This is a genomic window from Saccharibacillus endophyticus (assembly GCF_013185185.1).
Classification (GTDB): Bacteria; Bacillota; Bacilli; order Paenibacillales; family Paenibacillaceae; genus Saccharibacillus; species Saccharibacillus endophyticus.
Genome location: NZ_JAAZWE010000001.1, coordinates 804,325 through 823,317, shown reverse-complemented (window position 1 = coordinate 823,317; position 18,993 = coordinate 804,325). Strand labels below are relative to the sequence as shown.

17 protein-coding genes are annotated in these 18,993 nt (G+C 52.5%); 7 read left to right on the top strand and 10 right to left on the bottom strand.

Annotated elements, in window-relative coordinates; translation table 11 throughout:
* Positions 1 to 6: 6 nt before the first annotated feature.
* Both HRQ63_RS03750 and HRQ63_RS03745 read right to left on the bottom strand, forming a co-directional pair.
* Positions 7 to 1,422, bottom strand: coding sequence for a tagaturonate reductase (locus HRQ63_RS03750; RefSeq protein ID WP_172239283.1), 1,416 nt, complete (start codon positions 1,420 to 1,422; stop codon positions 7 to 9).
* An 81-nt stretch (positions 1,423 to 1,503) separates the two neighbouring features.
* On the bottom strand, positions 1,504 to 2,538 hold the full coding sequence (locus HRQ63_RS03745; RefSeq protein ID WP_172239280.1) for a LacI family DNA-binding transcriptional regulator: 1,035 nt from the start codon (positions 2,536 to 2,538) through the stop codon (positions 1,504 to 1,506).
* Between the two features lie 157 nt (positions 2,539 to 2,695).
* Between HRQ63_RS03745 and HRQ63_RS03740 the strand changes: the two genes are divergently transcribed.
* Positions 2,696 to 3,754, top strand: a complete 1,059-nt coding sequence (locus HRQ63_RS03740; protein WP_172239277.1) for a LacI family DNA-binding transcriptional regulator — start codon at positions 2,696 to 2,698, stop codon at positions 3,752 to 3,754.
* A gap of 94 nt (positions 3,755 to 3,848) precedes the next feature.
* On the top strand, positions 3,849 to 7,034 hold the full coding sequence (locus tag HRQ63_RS03735) for an alpha-mannosidase (protein ID WP_172239274.1): 3,186 nt from the start codon (positions 3,849 to 3,851) through the stop codon (positions 7,032 to 7,034).
* 9 nt (positions 7,035 to 7,043) lie between these two features.
* On the opposite strand, the gene HRQ63_RS03730 is transcribed toward HRQ63_RS03735, so the two are convergent.
* The gene (locus tag HRQ63_RS03730) at positions 7,044 to 7,922 is read right to left on the bottom strand and encodes an AraC family transcriptional regulator (RefSeq protein ID WP_172239271.1); all 879 of its coding nucleotides are present in this window, start codon (positions 7,920 to 7,922) and stop codon (positions 7,044 to 7,046) included.
* A gap of 161 nt (positions 7,923 to 8,083) precedes the next feature.
* Between HRQ63_RS03730 and HRQ63_RS03725 the strand changes: the two genes are divergently transcribed.
* Positions 8,084 to 8,821: a rhamnogalacturonan acetylesterase gene (locus HRQ63_RS03725; protein WP_172239268.1), complete on the top strand. Its 738-nt coding sequence runs from the start codon at positions 8,084 to 8,086 to the stop codon at positions 8,819 to 8,821.
* Entirely contained in the window at positions 8,818 to 10,926 is a 2,109-nt protein-coding gene (locus HRQ63_RS03720; protein ID WP_172239265.1) for a glycosyl hydrolase 115 family protein, read from the top strand. The genes HRQ63_RS03725 and HRQ63_RS03720 overlap by 4 nt, the downstream gene beginning before the upstream one ends.
* Positions 10,927 to 11,016: 90 nt before the next feature.
* Here the strand turns inward: HRQ63_RS03720 and HRQ63_RS03715 are convergent, their stop codons facing one another.
* Both HRQ63_RS03715 and HRQ63_RS03710 read right to left on the bottom strand, forming a co-directional pair.
* Positions 11,017 to 11,862, bottom strand: a complete 846-nt coding sequence (locus HRQ63_RS03715) for an oxidoreductase (protein WP_172239262.1) — start codon at positions 11,860 to 11,862, stop codon at positions 11,017 to 11,019.
* Positions 11,863 to 11,930: 68 nt separating this feature from the next.
* Positions 11,931 to 12,308, bottom strand: coding sequence for a MerR family transcriptional regulator (locus HRQ63_RS03710; protein ID WP_172239259.1), 378 nt, complete (start codon positions 12,306 to 12,308; stop codon positions 11,931 to 11,933).
* A gap of 242 nt (positions 12,309 to 12,550) precedes the next feature.
* On the opposite strand from HRQ63_RS03710, the gene HRQ63_RS03705 reads away from it, so the two are divergent.
* Positions 12,551 to 12,799 (top strand): hypothetical protein, encoded by a 249-nt coding sequence (locus HRQ63_RS03705; protein ID WP_172239256.1) that lies wholly within the window; start codon positions 12,551 to 12,553, stop codon positions 12,797 to 12,799.
* 176 nt (positions 12,800 to 12,975) lie between these two features.
* Here HRQ63_RS03705 and HRQ63_RS03700 read toward each other — a convergent pair whose 3' ends face one another.
* From HRQ63_RS03700 to HRQ63_RS03680, 5 genes are all read right to left on the bottom strand, one after another.
* On the bottom strand, positions 12,976 to 13,254 hold the full coding sequence (locus HRQ63_RS03700) for a DUF2653 family protein (protein WP_172239253.1): 279 nt from the start codon (positions 13,252 to 13,254) through the stop codon (positions 12,976 to 12,978).
* Between the two features lie 3 nt (positions 13,255 to 13,257).
* On the bottom strand, positions 13,258 to 13,722 hold the full coding sequence (locus HRQ63_RS03695) for a hypothetical protein (RefSeq protein ID WP_172239250.1): 465 nt from the start codon (positions 13,720 to 13,722) through the stop codon (positions 13,258 to 13,260).
* Positions 13,723 to 13,867: 145 nt separating this feature from the next.
* A complete protein-coding gene (locus HRQ63_RS03690; protein WP_172239247.1) occupies positions 13,868 to 14,407 on the bottom strand; it encodes a PadR family transcriptional regulator in 540 nt (179 codons plus the stop codon).
* Positions 14,408 to 14,643: 236 nt separating this feature from the next.
* On the bottom strand, positions 14,644 to 15,225 hold the full coding sequence (locus HRQ63_RS03685) for a beta-class carbonic anhydrase (RefSeq protein WP_172239244.1): 582 nt from the start codon (positions 15,223 to 15,225) through the stop codon (positions 14,644 to 14,646).
* A 102-nt stretch (positions 15,226 to 15,327) separates the two neighbouring features.
* Entirely contained in the window at positions 15,328 to 15,690 is a 363-nt protein-coding gene (locus tag HRQ63_RS03680) for an iron-sulfur cluster biosynthesis family protein (protein WP_172239241.1), read from the bottom strand.
* Between the two features lie 146 nt (positions 15,691 to 15,836).
* On the opposite strand from HRQ63_RS03680, the gene HRQ63_RS03675 reads away from it, so the two are divergent.
* Positions 15,837 to 17,360, top strand: a complete 1,524-nt coding sequence (locus HRQ63_RS03675; protein WP_172239238.1) for a carboxypeptidase M32 — start codon at positions 15,837 to 15,839, stop codon at positions 17,358 to 17,360.
* Between the two features lie 151 nt (positions 17,361 to 17,511).
* Entirely contained in the window at positions 17,512 to 18,465 is a 954-nt protein-coding gene (locus tag HRQ63_RS03670; protein WP_172240572.1) for an aromatic acid exporter family protein, read from the top strand.
* The last annotated feature ends 528 nt before the right edge of the window (positions 18,466 to 18,993 follow it).

The following is an 18,993-nucleotide window of genomic DNA, read 5'->3' as shown; positions in this document are numbered from 1 at the left end:
TTCCTCCTATACGAGTTGATGCAGCAGGGTGCGCGGGCCGGAAGATTCCAGCTCCCGAATATGGCTTTCCAGACGCGTCGCCAATTCCGGAACCTTATTCAGATCGACGCCCCACAGCGAGGTTTCGCTTAAAATATCGGTAACGAAGCGGTTTGGATCGGACCAAGCGCGATCGAAGATCGCCGTCACGGAAGCTTCGTCCTGCGGCGGTATTTTGTCTCCGCGATAGCTGTAGAGCAGAGCGGCGAAAGCCGACGTGATTCTCGGCGGAAGCTCGCCGCGTTCCCGGGCGAAACGAAGCAAAATCGGCAGCAGTCGCGCTTTGAATTTGGATATGCTGTTGAGGGAGATCGAACGAAGCTCATGGCGGATCGACGGATTGCGGAAGCGCTCCAACACGGATTGCGCGTAAGGCTCCAGCTCGTCGAGCGGAAGAGGCAGCATAGGGATCAATTCCTGTTCGATCAGCAAGCGGATAAAGGCGTAAAAGTCTTCGTCCTTCATCACGTCTTCGACGGTCTCCAGTCCGGCCAGCAGTCCGAGCGGCACCATCGCCGTATGCGGGCCGTTCAGCAGATGGACTTTACGCTCGCGGTAAGGCGTCATGTCGGGCGTGAAAATCACGTTCAATCCGGCTCGGGCCAACGGCAGTTGGTCTTGCAGGCTTTCCGGACCTTCGATCACCCAGAGCATGTACGGCTCGGCGGTTACGGCCAGTTTGTCGGCATAGCCGAACCTCGCGGCCAGTTCCTGCTCGCGGCCGTGCGGGAAACCCGGCACGATCCGGTCGACCATGCTGCAGCAGAACGTATTTTGCGTATTCAGCCACGATGTGAATGCCTTGCCCAGGTTCCAATCGTCGGCGTGCTTGTTGACGATCTCCAGCAGCCTCTCGCCGTTGCGGTCGATCAGCTCGCAGGGAATGACGGTGAAGCCCGGCTTGCCGAGCATATACCGGCGGTGCAGCAGGGCGGTCAGCTTGGCGGGAAAGCCGGACGGCGCGCGTTCTTCCGGCCGCTCTTCGGAACGATAAACGATGCCGGCTTCGGTCGTGTTGGAGACGATGAACGAAAGCCGGTCGTTGTCCGCGAGCGCCAGGTATTCCGCGTAATCCTGATAAGGATTGACGGAGCGGCGGATGCTGGATACGATCTCCGCGCGATCGACGACCTCGCCGTTTTCGATTCCGCTGAGCAGCACCGTGAACAAATGGTCCTGCTTCGCGAAGTTCGGGTCCGTTCGGGGCGAGTTCGCCTGCACCAGAACGGCGCTTCCGCCGAATAAGCCTTGATCGTTCATTTTCTGAAGCTGCCAATCGACGAACGCCCGCATAAAGTTGCCGCCGCCGAATTGAATGACCTTTTCGGGGTGCTCGGCGATTTCGGGCAGGATGCCGCGAGATAATCCGGGTAAAGTTTCCATGCTTTTTGCTCCTTTGAAACGAATTTTTGCACACGTGAACATTTTGCTGCGAAAAAGATTACGGCGCCGAAAACTCAAAAGCTATTCGGCTGCCGAACCCAATCGATGCTCGTTGCTGCCTGCGAACTTCGCTACGGAACGGCGCTGCACCAGCTTGCTGCCGAGCAGGCGCTGAATCGGTCGGACGTGCGGCTGTTCCATGCGTTGAAGCAGGAGTTTGGTTCCTTCGGCGGCAATCTCGGACACGGATTTATGAATCGTCGTCAAAGGCGGGTTCGTATACCGGGCGAAGATCATGTCGTCGAATCCGATCAAGGAGACGTCGCCAGGAACATGCACCCCGCGGTCGAAGCAGGCATTCATCGCCCCGATCGCCATATCGTCGTTGCCGCAAAAGACGGCAGTCGGACGGTTATTCAGATCGAGCAAGGCGTTCATGGCGGCATATCCGCTCTCGATACTATAATCTCCGGGCACGAAATAGTCCGGGTTCGGGGATATCCCGTGCGAAAGCAGGCTATCCGTATAACCCAAGCGCCGTTCGGAGGAAGACTTGAACCCCGACTTTCCCTCAATGATCGCGATCGCGCGGTGTCCGCATTCGAAAGCATGATCCGCCGCCGCGCGTCCGCCGACCCGATCATCCGACGCCACATTCGCAATCGATGGATCATCCAGCTGGCGGTTCAAGACAACCAGCGGAATATCAGCCGACTGCACATGGTAGATAAACCGATTATCCAACTCGCTCTGGCTCATGACCAGAATCCCGTCGTAGCGGCGGGGATTGATGCTTTCCAGACTGCCCGGATCGTCGATGCCGCTCATCGTCAGCATATAATGCTCGTCCAGTTCGCGGCGGATTCCTTTGAGCGCATCGGCGAGAAAGCTCGAAGACGTTCCTTGCTCGATGCTGGAAAAGAATAATCCGATCGTGTTCGATTTGCGCGTCACCAGATTTTTGGCACTGTAGTTGGGGACGTAGTTCATGTCCGAGGCAATCTTCGCGATTCGCTCCCGCGTGACGGGCTTGATCAGCGGACTGCCGTTCAACGCCCGGGAGACGGTGGTGTGCGAGACGCCTGCCGCTCGCGCGATGTCTTTGATCGTAATCATGCTTTTCGCTCCCGACTATAAATGTTAACGTTTTCATCATAACGAGCATGGAAGTCTTTGTCAACGCGTCGATCTTCGGAAAAGATGGATGTTTTGCGTTGGAATAACCTCTATACAGTAGATATAACACGTGTTATATTGAGTGCGAGGTGTAGAAATGAATAATAAATCGGGAAGTCCGAAAAGAGCGACCAGTCAGGACGTCGCCAAACTCGCAGGCGTGTCGCGCAGCGTCGTGTCCGCCGTATTGAACGGCACGCCGGGAATCGGGGTAAGCGAGCAGACGCGGGAAAATGTGTTGGCTGCGATCCGCGAGCTGGATTATCATGTAGACGCCAGAGCACGCGGAATGAAGACCGGACGCAGCATGACGTTGGCGGCTTTCGGCGATACGTCGCATCCTTTGTTCATGCGTCTGTTGGAAGGGATGCAGCGGGCGAGCGGAGCGGAAGGGTATCATCTGCTGCTCACTTCGCCGGGAAGAGGCAAAGCAGGCGAAGCGCGAGCCGAGCTGTTGGAGCTGTATCAACAACGAAGAATCGACGGAATCGTCACGTTGGACGATACCAGCTATGCCGACGAGAAATGGGCACAGCGTGTTCAAGCAAACGGCGTTCCCTATGTATCGGTAGAAGGCTACGCCGAATTCGCAGGGGTTTGCTCCGTGCACGCCGATTATCGAAAAAGCATCGAAACCGCATTGGACTATTTATGGGAAAAGTGTTCCGACAAAAAGTTTGTCCCCGAATATGCGGAAGTATTCAGCTTGTCGCACGAAGGCAAAGTCAACTGGGCGGAACAGCAGCGCCGGAAAGGGTACGAGGAATGGTGCCGCGAACATAAGTTGGAGCCGAAGATTTCTCGTCAGTTGCAGCAGGCGGGGCGGGTCGATTGGCAGGATTGGTGCCGACAGCGGGCCGAATCGAAACAAGATTCGCCGCCGGTGCTGCTCAATTGGTCCAGCGCGGCACCGGATTTGTATCGGAGCGCTTATCGATTCGGATTGTCGATCGGCACCGATCTGTGCATCATGGCTGCGGATAATACGATTCAAGGCGATCTGCTGAGCATGCCGACTTTAAGCTGCGTGGAGATTCCTTATGCGGAAATGGGCGAGGCGGCGGTACGGAGCGTGCTTTTGCAGATACGGGGCGAAGCCGAAAAGCCCTCCAAGCTATGGCTTCCGGCTATCCTGAAGCCGGGCGAGAGTGCTTGATTAGCCAAGATGCACAGATATGCCTGACGGTATTCCTTTTTGGAAACCGTCTATTTTCTCAGCCTATAACACGTGTTATGAAAGGGTGGAAAACATGTTTGCCACGGACGAAAAGCTAACGAAACGCATCACTGAATTGGAACCGTACCGTTATAGAGGGTCGATTATGTTAGATGAATGGTTAGGTCTTGAAGACGAAGAAGGAGTCAACGGCGCTTACCCGCCAAGCTCATTCCAAGCAGGCCGCACATACGGCATCGGAGATCGTTGGGCAGGCCGGGACCGCTACATTTGGTTGCGGCGAAAAGTCGGAATTCCAACAGAATGGGCAGGAAGTCGGATTGTCGGTCTATTTGATTTCGGTCGTACGGGAGACTTTTACAACAGCGGATTCGAATCTCTGTTATTCATCGACGGGCATCCGTATCAAGGCGTAGACTCCAATCATGCGGAAGTTTTTTTGGAAGCGGATACAGCAGGGTGCGAATTGGATGTTGCTTTTCGTCTCTGGTCGGGGCTTGAAGGCGGCGGTCTTCCGACTTTGCAAGAACATGTACTGAACTCGGCACGGCTGACTTGGCTGGACGAGCCGACGGATAATCTGTATTATACGGCGCGTGCCGTGCTGGGCGTCTATCGGGAGCTGCAAGAAAATAACGCGTTGAAGCAGGAATTGTTATCCGCACTCGATAAAGCTTTCCGCCTTCTGGATTGGTCCAAGCCGGGCGGCGACCGCTTTTACGATAGCGTTCAAACTGCGGATGCGGATTTGCAACATCGACTGGCGCACATTCGGAGCGAACCTCATCCCGTTCAGGTTACTGCCGTCGGGCACACCCATATCGACGTGGCTTGGCTTTGGCGTCTGACGCATACCCGGGAAAAAGCGGCGCGTTCTTTCTCGACCGTCCTGCGTCTGATGCGTCAATTTCCCGAATACATCTTTTTGCAGACACAGCCTCAGCTCTACGATTATATCAAGCAGGATTACCCGGAGCTGTACGGCCAAATCGCGGAAAGAGTCGAAGAAGGGCGCTGGGAAGCGGGCGGCGCCATGTGGCTGGAAGCGGATTGCAATCTGACGAGCGGCGAATCGCTGGTCCGTCAGATTCTGTACGGCACGCAATTTTTTCGCGAAGAATTCGGCGTGGAATGCAAGCATTTATGGCTGCCGGACGTGTTCGGGTACAGTTGGGCGCTTCCGCAGATTTTACGCAAATCAGGGATCGAGACTTTTATGACGACCAAGCTGGGCTGGAACCGTTACAACAAAATGCCGCACGACACTTTCCGTTGGAGAGGGATCGACGGCAGCGAGGTGCTGACTCATTTTATCACGACGAGAGCCAAGCCTTTGTCGCAAGGCATTACGTATAACGGAGTGATCGAAGCTTTTTCCGTGCAGGGGATCTGGGATCTGTATCAGGACAAAAATATCAATACCGAACTCTTGCTGGCTTACGGTTACGGCGACGGGGGAGGCGGAGTCAATCGCGATATGCTGGAAATGCGCAGGCGTCTCGATACCGTTCCTGGGATTCCAAGCGTCAAACCGGGACGGGCGGACGAATACTTCGAGCGGCTTAATCGGACGATTGCGAACTCCGAAGAGTACGTGCATACCTGGGACGGCGAGTTGTATCTGGAGACGCATCGCGGGACATATACCAGTCAGGCTCATAATAAACGCATGAATCGCAAGCTGGAATTGAAGTATCGCGAAGCCGAATGGCTGAATATGCTTTTGGCGGCGGAGAAAGGGGATTTGAACGGCTATCCGGCGGATCGTCTGCTGGAAGGTTGGAAAATCCTGCTGCGCAACCAGTTCCACGATATCATTCCGGGATCGGCGATTCGCGAAGTGTATGAAGATTCGCGGATCGAATACGATCAAGCGGAGAATATCCGCAAAGAATTGGTTGAAAAAGCGACCCAGGAACTAACCCGTGACTTGAAACCCGCAGCTTTGACCCCCGACCATGAAGAAGAGTCGCAGTCTAGCGGTTATACCGTATTCAGCGGCGCGTTTTTCCGGTATGACGGACTGGTGCATGTGCAAAAAGAACACGCTGCTTCAGCTGAGCATCTGGCTTGGACGGATTCGGAAGGCCGATCGCTGCATGCGCAATTTTTATCCGACGGAGCATGGCTGGTCGAAGTTCCTTCGCTGACCCCGATGGGCAGTACCGTGATCCATTCGACGCCGACGCCGAAAAAGAATGCGTCCGAAAATGAAAGTCCGTTCTTATGGGAAGAAGGAAGCTTGACCACGCCTTTTTACATTTTGGAATGGAACGAAGCCGGACAGTTGAAGCGGGTTTTCGATCGGGAAGCGGAACGCGAGGTGTTAAAAGAAGGCGAATGCGGCAATGTCCTGCAAGTGTTCGAAGACAAACCGCTGGAGTACGATGCCTGGAATATCGATCTGGAGAATCTGGAGAAAAAGCGCGAAGTGACGGAACTGACCGCAACCGAATGGATCCGGAGCGGCCCGTTGGTTGCCATCCTGCGGATGAGCTGGCGCTATATGGATTCCGCGGTGACGCAGCATATCAAAGTGTACGCCAAGCAGCGCCGAATCGATTTTGAGACGACGGTGGATTGGCACGAACAGCATCAACTGTTGAAGGTCGCGTTCCCTGTATCGATCCGTTCCACCGAAGCCACATACGATATCCAGTTCGGCAACGTAAAAAGACCGACGCATTGGAACACCAGTTGGGATTATGCGCGATTCGAGACGGTCGGGCATCAATGGGCGGACCTGTCGGAGCGCGATTACGGCGTCAGCCTGCTGAACGATTGCAAGTACGGTTACGATATCAAAGATTCCGCGATGCGCCTAACCTTGATCAAATCGGCAACCGATCCGGATTGGAGCGCCGATCAGGGGGAGCATGCGTTTACGTACTCGCTGCTTCCGCATTCCGGCGATTGGGTCGCGGGAAATACGGCGGAAGAGGCTTGGGTGCTTAACGATCCGCCGCGGGCCGTACTTGGTGCCTATCAAGCCGGGGCTAACCGTTCGTTGATCACTGTAGACACCGCCGGAATCGCGATCGATGCGATCAAGCGCTCGGAACAAGGAGACGCGTTGATCGTTCGGCTTCATGAATATACGGGACGCCGCGTCGGAGCCAAGCTTGCCAGCGATTATGGCGTTCGTTCATGGCAGCTCTGCGATCTGCTGGAACGACCGCTGGAGAATGAAGTTGAAGGAAACGAATTCGTGCAGATCTTTAAGCCGTACGAGATCATCACGCTGCGGGTCGTCCTGTAGCCAACTTTTTCACGCGTTCTCCCGATTCGCGCGATCCAAGTTCCGGTATTCTCGCGGCGAGACGCCGGATAATCGTTTGAACATTTTGCCGAAATGCGAGAAGTTTTCGAAGCCGACCTGTTCCGAGATCCGGGTCACGCTAGTTTTGGTTTCCCGGAGCAACCGTTGGGCTTCGCGAACGCGCGTGATATTCACGTATTCGGCAAAACCGAAGCCTGTCACTTCCTTGAACGTCCGGCTCAAATGGCTTCGGCTGATAAAGAATCGGCGCGACAGTTCATCCAATTCGAGCGGTTCGGCGAAATGTCCGTTGATATGCCGCACGATTTCCGAAACTTTTCGCTGAACGGGGGTAGGCTCCGGCATGGTGGATACTTCGGGTTTACGCGAAGCCCGCGCGACCAGAAGCAGCAGTTCACCGGCCATATGCTGAACGTGCAGGCGATAACCGGTAGGACGCGTATGCAGCTCATTTAATAGAGAGATCAATAATTCTTCAGCGCGCAATCGTTCTTGCAGATTCAACGAAACCAAGGGACGGCCGCCGGTAAAAGGAGCTCGCAGCAATTCGCGCTCATCCGCGGGAAAGCGATCGAAATAGCCCGGCGAGAAGTAGAGCACGATCCGTTCATGGTCGGGAATGCCGGAGTCGGTACTCTTATGCACGGCGTTGGAATCGATCAGGATCAGGTCCCCTGCGCGAATGCGGTAAGAGCTGTCTTTGACGAAGTAATTCCGCTCGCCGCTAAACAAATAATACAGCTCATAGCTCGCATGGTAATGATTCTGAATCATGGAAAAGTGTCCGCAGCGACGATCGAATTCGGCCCGGATTTCGTCTTCGTTATTCCCGTAATGCAGGAGATCGGGAATACATTGCAGGTTCATAAGAATGCCCCTTCCAGATCATGCGCTTTCATTTTATCGTTCTATTTTAGCAAAAAAAGCGGGGTCTTCGTCAAGTAAGCGTTATAAGCGGGGTAATCCGGCAGAAATTGGGCTAGCCTTTTTTTGAGAGCTGTATATTTGCGAATAGGGGAGAGGTCGAAATGACGGTTACGTTTTATTTGGCAGGAGATTCGACGATGGCCGACTATCCGGCGGATCGGGCACCGATGCAGGGATGGGGCAACAAGCTGCGACTCTTTTTAAAACCCGATGTGAACGTCGTGAATGAAGCCGTTTGCGGTCGCAGCAGTAAAAGCTTTATCGACGAAGGCAGATTGGATCGCATCTTGCAGCAGATTGGCAAGAACGATTATTTGCTGATCCAATTCGGACATAATGATGAAAAAGACGATCCGGATCGCCATACAAGTCCTTGGGGGAGTTATGGCGAGTCTTTGAAACGCTACATCGACGGAGCACGCGCGAGAGGGGCGAAGCCGATTTTGCTTACTCCGATCTCCCGCCGCTGGTTCGATGCCGACGGGTTGCTGACGCAAACGCACGGCGACTACCCTCGGGCGGCGGAAGCGCTGGCGCTGTGGGAAGCCGTGCCGCTTATCGATCTGACAGGACGCAGCGCTTCGGCTTACAAGGAGATGGGCAATCAACGTTCCCGGCAGTGGTTTACCCAGTTTGAACCGGGCGTACACCCGAATTATCCGGAAGGCATTATGGATGACACGCATCTCAACGAAGACGGTGCCGTCGCAATAGCCCGAATGGCTGCACAGGCGTTGACTGCGATCGGCATTCGGGAGGTTCGGCCGTTATCCGAGCTTTTCGCCGATGTTCAATCGCAAGCGGATACTGGGAAAAGCACGCCGGTAGTCGCTCCATGAGTAATGCGTTCAAACGCGAGATGAATTTGAGCGGGAAAGTGCTTATTTACGCTGTCGAACCTCATTCTACGGCGATTGCCCACGTACTGCGAATGCTGAAGCGCGATCTGACCGCCGTGCTCGGCATCGAACCGGAGTTTGCGGCCGATCCGAGGCAAGCGCAGATCCGTATCGGTTTAGCCGGCGAAAACGACTCTTGTCCCGCGCATCCCGAAGCTTTTGAATTTCGGTTCGTTTCCGACGAGGTATCCGTGCTCCATATCGTCGGACGGGACGAATTGGGCGTCGTGTACGGCGTGTTGGCGTTCAGTCGAAAGTTTCTGGGCATCCAGCCTTTCTGGTATTGGATGGATCAGGAGATCAAAAGTCGAAGCGAAGTGATGATTCCATGCGTCGATTATGCGTCCTCTCCTCGCAAAGTCCGATACCGCGGCTGGTTCGTGAATGACGAAGTCTGTCTGATCGGCTGGAAACCGGAATATCCGCCGACGCGCGAAGTATGGGAGCCGGTTTTTGAAGCGCTGCTGCGCTCGGGAGGCAATATGGTCATTCCCGGAACGGATTTGCCGCGCCACGGGATTCATTATGAATTGGCATCGGAAATGGGACTTTGGGTGACGCATCATCATGCCGAGCCGCTGGGAGCCGAAATGTTCGCTAGAGCCTACCCCGGGCGTGAAATGAGTTATTTACGAGAGCCGGAGCGGTACGAACAGTTATGGCGTCAGGCGATCGAAGAGCAGCGGCATCGAAAAGTCGTCTGGGTACTTTCGTTCCGCGGCCAGGGCGACAAGCCTTTTTGGGAAGACGATCCGAGCTTCGACACGCCGTTCAAGCGGGGCGAACTGATCGGTCAGGTCATGCAAAAGCAATACGACATGATCCGCGAATACGTGGAAGACCCGGTCTGCTGCGTGGCTTTATACGGGGAGATCGCGGAGTTGTACCAGGAAGGATGGATCTCGTTACCCGAGAACACGATCAGGGTCTGGGCGGATAACGGGTACGGCAAAATGGTATCGCGGCGCAGGGACGACATCAATCTTCGGATTCCTTCGCTGCCGGGAATCAAGGATTCGGGCCGCCACGGCTTGTATATTCATGTGACGTTCCACGATCTGCAAGCTTCCAATCATTTGACGATGTTCGCGGGAAGCGCCGACTTTTTGAAAAGCGAGCTGGAGGCGGCATTTGCTGTCGGAGCATCCGATTACCTCATCCTCAACAGCGGGAATATTCGGCCCCATGCGTATCCGCTGGATATCGTCAGTACGCTGTGGAATGAAGGCACGATCGATACGAAAGAGCACTTGCAAAGTTTCGTCCGATCTTATTACGTATCGGAGCATGAAGCGTTGGCCCGACTTTATCACAGTTATGCCGAAGCGACTCTGCCTTACGGCCCGCATCCCGACGATTTGGCGGGCGAGCAATACTATCATCATCCGGCGAGGCAGATTATCGGTCATTGGCTGCAAGGAAAAGAAGCCGAGAGCGATCGCCGTCTGGACTGGGCGGTCGGCGCAGGCTCGTTTGAGCAGCAGGTCAAAGCATTCGAACAAAGGCTTGCGCCTGCAATCGACAAATGGAAAAATTGGCTTGAACAATGTGACGGGACGTTGGCGAAGCTTGGTGCCGAAGATCGTCAGCGTGCCGAGGATCATTTGCGGTTTCACGGCGAGCTGCATTTATCGGGGAGCGAAGGCTTTTATCAACTCTGCCGTTCTTACGCCGCGCATCGGCTGGGGCAATACCCGCAAGCGTTCGTGCTGGCTTCGGAGTCGCTGCGGCATTACCGTCGGGGGCTGGATGCGCTGCGCGCGGCCGAACATGGAAAATGGGCCGATTTCTATCGCGCCGATTGGTTGACCAATATCGCGAGTACGGTGCAAAATGTCGATACCCTGCGAAAAGTGCTGCGCATGCACGGGGATAGCCCGGACTTTTTCCTATGGTACAAGCAATATTTGATGCCGGAAACGGAGAAGCATATTTATTTGGAAAATACGCACCGGGAACCGCTGACGGACGACGATTTGGCAGCGAGGTTAAAAGAACGTCTGTTTACGGATGCAGGCTGCCCGATTGACGTCGATCGTAAGTAGCTCGGGCCGACGCGATCATCGCAAAAACCGCCTTCCGACAAATCGGAAAAGCGGTTTTTGATCGTTTATGTTAAAAATGATCAACAAGAATCAAGATTGCTGCGGGAAGTCTGCATTGATCGTCGTTTCTTTCCATTCCTCGATCGAGCTCAACAAGTTCGTGAACTTGTAGGTTGCGGCTTGATAAGCGGCTTTCCCGAGCAGCAGGCGCAAAGGAGGCGTATCCAGTTCGGCAATATGAATAAGGGCTTCGGCGGCTTTTGCCGGATCTCCCGCTTCTTGGCCGGCGCTTTGACCGATGCCGCTCAGCATGCGTCCGACCGTGTTTTCATATTCGGGGATCGAGGTTTGCGTTTTGACCGAAGAGCGACCGCCCCAATCGGTACGGAATCCGCTCGGCTCAATGATCGAGACACGGATTCCGCTTTCGGCAACTTCTTGCGCCAAGCTTTCGGACACGCCTTCTACCGCGTATTTGGTCGCATGATAGTAACCGAGCGTAGGGAACGAAGTCAATCCGCCGATCGAAGAGAAATTGATGATATGACCGGATTTCTGCTTGCGCATCAAAGGCAGTACCGCGTTCGTCGCATGCATCAGTCCCCAGAAATTGATTTCGAACATGTTGCGCGTTTCTTCTTCCACGCTTTCTTCGACGGAAGCAAAGTAGCCGATTCCGGCATTATTCACCAGTACGTCGATACGTCCGAACTTTTCTTGAGCGGCGGATACGGCTTTTTGGATCTGCTGCTTGTCCGTTACGTCCAGTTTGAGCGCAAGCACTTGGTCTTCGCGACCTTGAGCAAGTTCCGACAGCGATTCGGGATTGCGCGCGGTAATCACCACGGGATATTGCTGTTGGATCAGTTTATTTGCCAGCTCTCGGCCGAACCCTGTGGAGCAACCGGTAATGAACCATACTTTTTTCTGCGACAAACGACTTCACTCCTTTTAAAGGTATACCATCAGCATACAAATTAAAGCGAAGTTTAAGTCAAGCGGAATCAGATCAAAAAATCTTTTTTTCCATGCGCAAGCAGATCGTATACGGCCATCTTTCGATTGATTTTCTCCAAGTGTTCGAGCGTCTGGTTCATTTTGCGTTCGACGTCCTGTTTGTGTTCCAGCAGGATCTGTCGCCGTTGATGCAGTGTTTCATCGCCTTGTTTGACCAATTCGACGTAGTTTTTGATATGGTCCATCGTCATACCAGTATCGCGCAGCGCGACCACCAACTGCAGCCATTCCAGCTCGGGTTCGCTGTATAGCCGGCGTCCGCCGCTATCCCGCCCGATCGGCGGAAGGATGCCTTCTTTTTCGTAAAACCGCAAAGTCGAAGCCGGCAGGCCGAATTTTTCTTGCACTTCTTTGATAGTGAACATGATTTGCACCCCATTTCGTTAAAGTTAACTTTAACATGAGACGAAGATTTTAAAAAGAAGCCGGAAGGCATAAAGGAGAAACTGTAATGAAAATTGATCATCTTGTAGTCGACGTAGACGCGGATGCGCAAAGCGATACGACCTGAATTCAATCCATTCGAGATAGAGGATTACCGCACGAACCGAAATGGGGAAAAGGCACGCGCGGTTTTAAAGTGTTCACTCTATGGAGCAGTCGCGACATGGAGGTAGTCAAGACCATTTTCGAAGAATGCCGTCAGATCGAACAAGAGGGAATTCTGGAAATCGAACTTTCCGGAAAAAGCGGCCAGCGGATTCGATTCGTTCCTGCCGATGACTATAGGATTGAAATTTCTTTGATAACGGAGAATAAGCAGCATGAAGAAAAAAGCGTTGCGCTGCCGAATCTAAATCTCATTTCCAAATATTTTGTACATAAAAAAGCCCGATCTATAAAAGATCAGGCTTAATGTTTCAAATAAGGTTTGAATCTGAGCCGAGCGTCAGGCGGAGGGAGAAATTCAGTGAAATACGCCTTTGAACGCGGAAAGCTGAAAGCTTTCTGCGTGAGACAGCGGATTGAACGAATTTCTCCCGCAGCTCTCCGCCCGCTGATCAACGAACAGGACCTTCAGGCGAAACATGCCTACACCGCAATATGCGCGATAATTTCATCAGTCAAATCCAATGTAATCTGATCTTGAAAAGCACGAATCCCGTATTCCCGGTCCAGATATTGGGTGATGGCTTCGATCAGGGAGCCTTCGTTGATGTACCAGTCGCGCCCTTGCACCGTAATATGCGCGCTATAGCCCAAATCTTCATCCCACAACATCTCAACCGTAACTTCCGTAGGCTTGATCACCCGGCGTTCCGCGATATTCAGACAGACCGCATTGATAATTTCATCCATCGTAAGCTGCATGGCTTAGTAACGTCCTTCGCGTTCGCGCGAGCGGCGACGGTTTTCTTTGACGCTGCGGTAAACGGCGCGGACGATGACGAACAACATGTACAGGGCAAGCACGTTGACCAACAGGCCCAGGATTCCGCCGAAAGCTCCCATATTGGCGAACAGGCTGCCGAACAGGAGACCGGCGATGCCGCCGAACAAAATGCCTCGGAACATGGCGCCGCCGAAGCCGCCGCGGTTATTGGTATTGTTGCGGTTCAAGCTGCTGTTATTGGATTGCGTATTGGAATTCGAGCGCGTGCCCGAATTGACACTGTCGGTATTTTGCGATTTGTTCGGCGTGCTTTGGTAAGATCTCGGACCGGAGCTGAAGCCGCCACCGCCGCGGCGCGCGTCCGCTTGATCCGGCACGATCGCCGAAGCGCCGAAGATGATCAGGAAAGACAGCATGATGGAAAAGAATTTTTTGGATCGACTCATAATAAATGAAATTCCTCCTGTAATAAGGTTTGTGGATAAGGGACAAAGCTTAAACTTCGCCCTTCCCTGACCTTATACGGAGGAATTTCGAGAACGTTTCAATTTTTAACGATTATTTTAGAAAAGTTTTAAATAAAGCGGCTGATCAGGCTTCGACCGTCCATTGTCCGTACTCTTGCTCGACCCAATCGATCCAGTCCACGCTGGCTTTGGTGCGCAGAACGGCTTTTTGCAGCAGAATGTAATCTTCAAAGCCGATGTGGCCCGGATTGCGGTGTTCTTTGGGAATATTGTCTTGAATGTCTTTATAATACTTGATTCGGTCGACGTGGTAAGCACGACGATCCGCAAACATGCGACGAACCTCGGAAGGTTCCGCCAAGTGGATGCAGAAGCATTTCAGATTGAACTCATCGCGCATGACCGGGGCCGCCGTCTCTTCCAGCAGCCACTCGTGTAATTTCAATGTGCCTTCGGGCGTGATGGAATACAGCTTTTTATCCGGTTTGTCTGCTTGCTGAATCCATATGGCGCTAAGCAATCCTTTTTCCTCCATACTGCCGAGAAGAGGATAGATCTGGCTGTGCTTGGCTTGCCAGAATGGCTGGATCTTGAGCATCAAATCATAGCCTGAAGCTTCTTTGCGTGAAACCAGAGCAAGCAGGCCGTAAGAAAGTATATTCATGAAATCACCCGTTCTCCATATTCAGGGCGCTCCGCCGCGGGACGGTGCACGACCTCTGTCCAAAGTGTACAACATAAAAAGATGCCGGGGCAACCAACTCGGATGCCTGCAAGGGGCTAAATAGCCTGCCGATAACGAAAAAGCGCAGTCCCGAAAAGGAACCGCGCCGCAATATTAAACTTTTTTCATAATTCATTACGAACACATCATTACGGATCGATCACGCAGAATTTTCGTTACTTCGCAGCGTCGCCGTTACGTTCATAACCGTCGCAAATGACTTCCAACGCACCTGTCTTCGGATCGATCAACATGCCATGCACGGGTACGCCCGCAGGCATCAACGGGTGATTGACAATCATGTTAACGCTGTGCATGACGCCTTGTGTCTCGTTTTCCACGCCTTTGAACCATTGCCCAAGCTGTACGCCGGAGTGATCGAGCGTGGCGAGCACCTCGTCCGAAACGCCGCGTTCGCGCATTTTGCCCATGATATGTTCCGCATTCAGCGAAGCCATCCCGCATTCATGATGACCGACAACGATTACTTCTTCGGCTTGCAGTTCATAAAGCGCGACCAGAATACTGCGCATAATACTGCCGAACGGTGAGGAGATTACGGCACCCGCCGTTTTCAAAATTTTGGCATCTCCATTGCGAAGGTTCATGGCCCGCGGCAGCAGCTCGGTCAGCCGAGTATCCATACAGGTGAGCACGACGACTTTTTTTTCAGGAAACTTACCGCTGATGAATGTTTCGTATTCCTTGTTTTCGACGAACGCTTTATTATGGTCCAAAATATCCGTAATCTGAGTCAAAGCTGCTTCCTCCTTTTTCGCCCTGGAGCGTTATCCCGAATTTTACATAACACTATAGGGGAATTTCAAGCACGAATTTTGCCGAAATTAGGCGAAAGCGGTTCAGGCGCGAACTTCGGAAGCTGCGCGGCGATCTTCGACTCGGATACTGGAGCCGTAAGATTGGCCGTCGCTGGCAAGGCGCACGGACGATTTATCGAAGCCGCTGATCGTGATCGAGAGGTTTTGATCCAGATAAACGGCGTCGTTTTTATCGATAATGAACGAAATGCCGCTATCGGAAGCGATCGTCAAATCCGATGCTTTTTGCTCATCGACGAGCCAGAGGGCAATCGCGCCGCTAAGCGAGCATCCGCAACCTTCGTTGTCGTAAGCGACGCGAAGATATCCGGGACGGCCGCCGAACGCTTGTTCAAGCAAGATTTGCGCTTCCGGGGAAACTTTCATAGTAAGAGACATCGACATGATGAAGGACTCCTTTTTAAAAATTATATTTTGCAAAACCTTTTGTTGATATTGATTATAGACCTCTCAAAACGTATGATCAAGAGGTGAACAATAATTTTTACCATTTTTGCTGTACGATCAAACAAACGAGGTGAACTTTCCGAATGGAACAACAACTACAGGAACAATGGAACGGATTTCGCGAATTGGTGGCCAAGATCGGAAGCTACAATGAAGCGGTAGGCCTGATGTATTGGGATCTTCGCACCGGTGCCCCGCGCAAAGGCGCGGAAACGCGGGCGGAAACGATCGGTTTGCTGTCTACGGAAGCTTTTAAGCTCGAAACATCGGATGAAATGGGTACATATCTGGATCTGTTTAGGCAGGAAGCGAACGCGTCGCAATTGGACGATATCGATCGCAGACTGGTGGAAACGGTCAAAAAAAGCTACGACCAAAATCGCAAAATTCCCGAAAGCGAGTTCAAAGCGTATACGATCCTGACCTCCAAATCGGAAACGAAATGGGAAGGGGCCAAAGAAAGCGGAGACTTCGAGTCGTTTGAGCCTTATCTGACGGAAATCGTGGGCACGCTGCGCAAATTTATCGGCTACTGGGGAGCGAAGGATACGCCGTACGACACGCTGCTCGATATGTATGAACCCGATATGACCGTCGAGCGTCTCGATGACGTGTTCGATCGCTTGAAAAAGCGTCTGGTTCCTCTGGCTGAGGCAATTGCGGCTTCGGAGATTGTGGCGGAACTGCCGTTCCTCGACGAAGCTTATCCGAAAGAAGGCCAAAAAGCGTTCAGCCATTTCATTTTGAAAGAAATGGGTTACGACTTCGACGCCGGACGCTTGGACGAGACGGTGCATCCGTTCGCGACGGGACTGAATCCGGGCGACGTGCGCATTACAACGAATTATCACGAGCATGACGTACTGAGCGCGGCGTTCAGCTCGCTGCACGAAGGCGGACACGCGCTGTACGAGCAAAATGTCGATCCGAAACTCACCGGAACGCCGCTGGCTCAAGGCACTTCGATGGGCATCCATGAATCGCAATCGCGTTTCTGGGAAAATATGATTGGCCGCAGTTTGCCGTTCTGGCAGCGTTACTTCGGCGAATTGCAAAAGCAGTTCCCGGATCAACTGACAGGCGTTACGCCGGAAAAATTCCACTTCGCGGCCAACCGCGTGGAAAATTCGTTGATTCGAATCGAAGCCGACGAACTGACCTATAACCTGCACATCATCATTCGCTATGAAATCGAGAAGATGCTCTTTAATGAAGACCTCGACGTGAAAAAGCTGCCTGAAGTTTGGAATGCCAAATATGAGAGTTACCTGGGCATTACGCCTCCGAATAACTCCGAAGGCGTGCTGCAGGACGTTCACTGGTCAGGCGGTGCGTTCGGCTACTTCGCTTCGTATTCGCTCGGCAATATGTACGCGGCGCAAATGATGCATACGCTGCGCAAAGAGCTGACGAATTTCGACGAGCTGATCGAACAAGGCAACCTGCTGCCGATCAAAGAATGGCTTACGGAGAAAGTCTACCGCTTCGGCAAATCGAAAAAGCCTTCCGAAATCATTTTCGATGTCACCGGCGAAGAATTGAATCCGGATTATCTGGCAGACTATCTGGAACAGAAGTACACAAGCCTGTATAATCTGAAGCTGTAACATCATCTTTGCTCGAAAATCCAAACCAATCCTGCCGATTCCCGAAAAGGACGGCGGGATTTTTGTCTCCGAAGAGAAATGTAAGGAACATGGAAGTTTTGAAAGTAAAGAGAATATTTCTGAAAAACGGAGAAAGGATTCGGTGGCACGTATGTTTGGTTTTCGCGTCATCAAAACGGCGTTGGCGGCTTTCGCTTCGATCATGATAGCCCATTTTGTCGGTATTCCATCGGCCACGTCGGCGGGGCTGCTGGCTATTTTGGGGCTGGACACCACAATCAAGCGCAGCGTCAAAACGGTCGTGGACCGCTTTTTCGCCTCGATCGTCGGTCTGATCGTCGCTTGCGTGTTGTTCGGTACGCTTGGTTTTCATTATTGGGTGATTCCGCTGTATATCCTGATTGCGTTCCCCGTGATTGTCAAAGCGACGTTCAAGGGAGGAATCGTGACCAATGCAGTCGTGGTGTTCCATGTATTTAACGCAGGCGAGATTACATGGCCGGTGCTCTGGACAGAGCTGCAGCTGCTGGTGATCGGATTGGGCTCGGCGATGCTGGTCAACTTGATCTACATGCCTAACCCGGAAGAGAAACTGTCCAAAATCCGCAGTGAAGCGGACGAATGCTTTTCGCGTATTTTTGCCCAGTTCGCCAAGACGCTTCGCAATCCCGATTATGTCTGGGACGGAAAAGAGCTGATCGAAGCGGATAAAAAAGTAGCCGAAGGCCTTGAACTGGCAAGACGCTCGCGGGAAAATCAAGTGTTGAAGTCCGATGAATTCTGGGGCGTGTATTTCGTGATGCGCAAGCAGCAGCTCGATTCGATCCAAACGATGGCCCAGCTCGTGTCGCAAGTCTATCGGCAGATTTCCCAAGCCGAACTCACGGCAGAGCTGTTCGATCGGTTGGAGCGCGACGTCAAAAGCGAGCATTATACCGGAAATGCGGCGGAAATGCTGAAAGAACTGGAAGAACAATTCAAAGAAATGAGCCTTCCGGAAACCCGCGAAGAATTCGAAGTCCGCTCCGCGATCCTGCAATTATGCCGCGAGTTGAATCGATATCTGGGGTTGTCGAAAAAGGATAAGGCTCCGCATATCACGTGAGGGGGCTGGCTAGGATTGGCGGAGAGAGGGCTGCGGGGTATTCGTTTCGGTCGCGTGTTGAAATCGGGAAACTGGATTGGATCATAATAAGGGCGTTTCCAAATTTCAAAGGCGAACGCTACGCTCCTGCACGAACACCCCTCCGCCCTCCTGGCCAGGTTGGTGTAGGAAGGAAAAGAGGATTTGAAATCTTGCTTTGAATTGCATGGGCAAATGGGTTTGAAGTTCATAACTTTTAAAAGTAATCTCTTTTTATGAGTAAAAGTGTTGCAGTCTTTTATCGTTCTTGTATTTCCTGCGTAAAAGTCGGGAATGATCTGGAGCGGTGAATGATTGTAACATTTTTTATTTAAGTGGGCTTGTTCATTATTACAGTCTTATTGTATAACGTAAATTTGATTTTCAAGCACTTGAAGCCTATCATAACCAAGCGCCTAATGAAAAAGTTGTATTTTGAAAAGGTAGTTAGAGTAAGCGAAGCCAGCGGAGGGAGAAATTCAGTGTAGGAGCTAAAGCATTTCGAAGAAA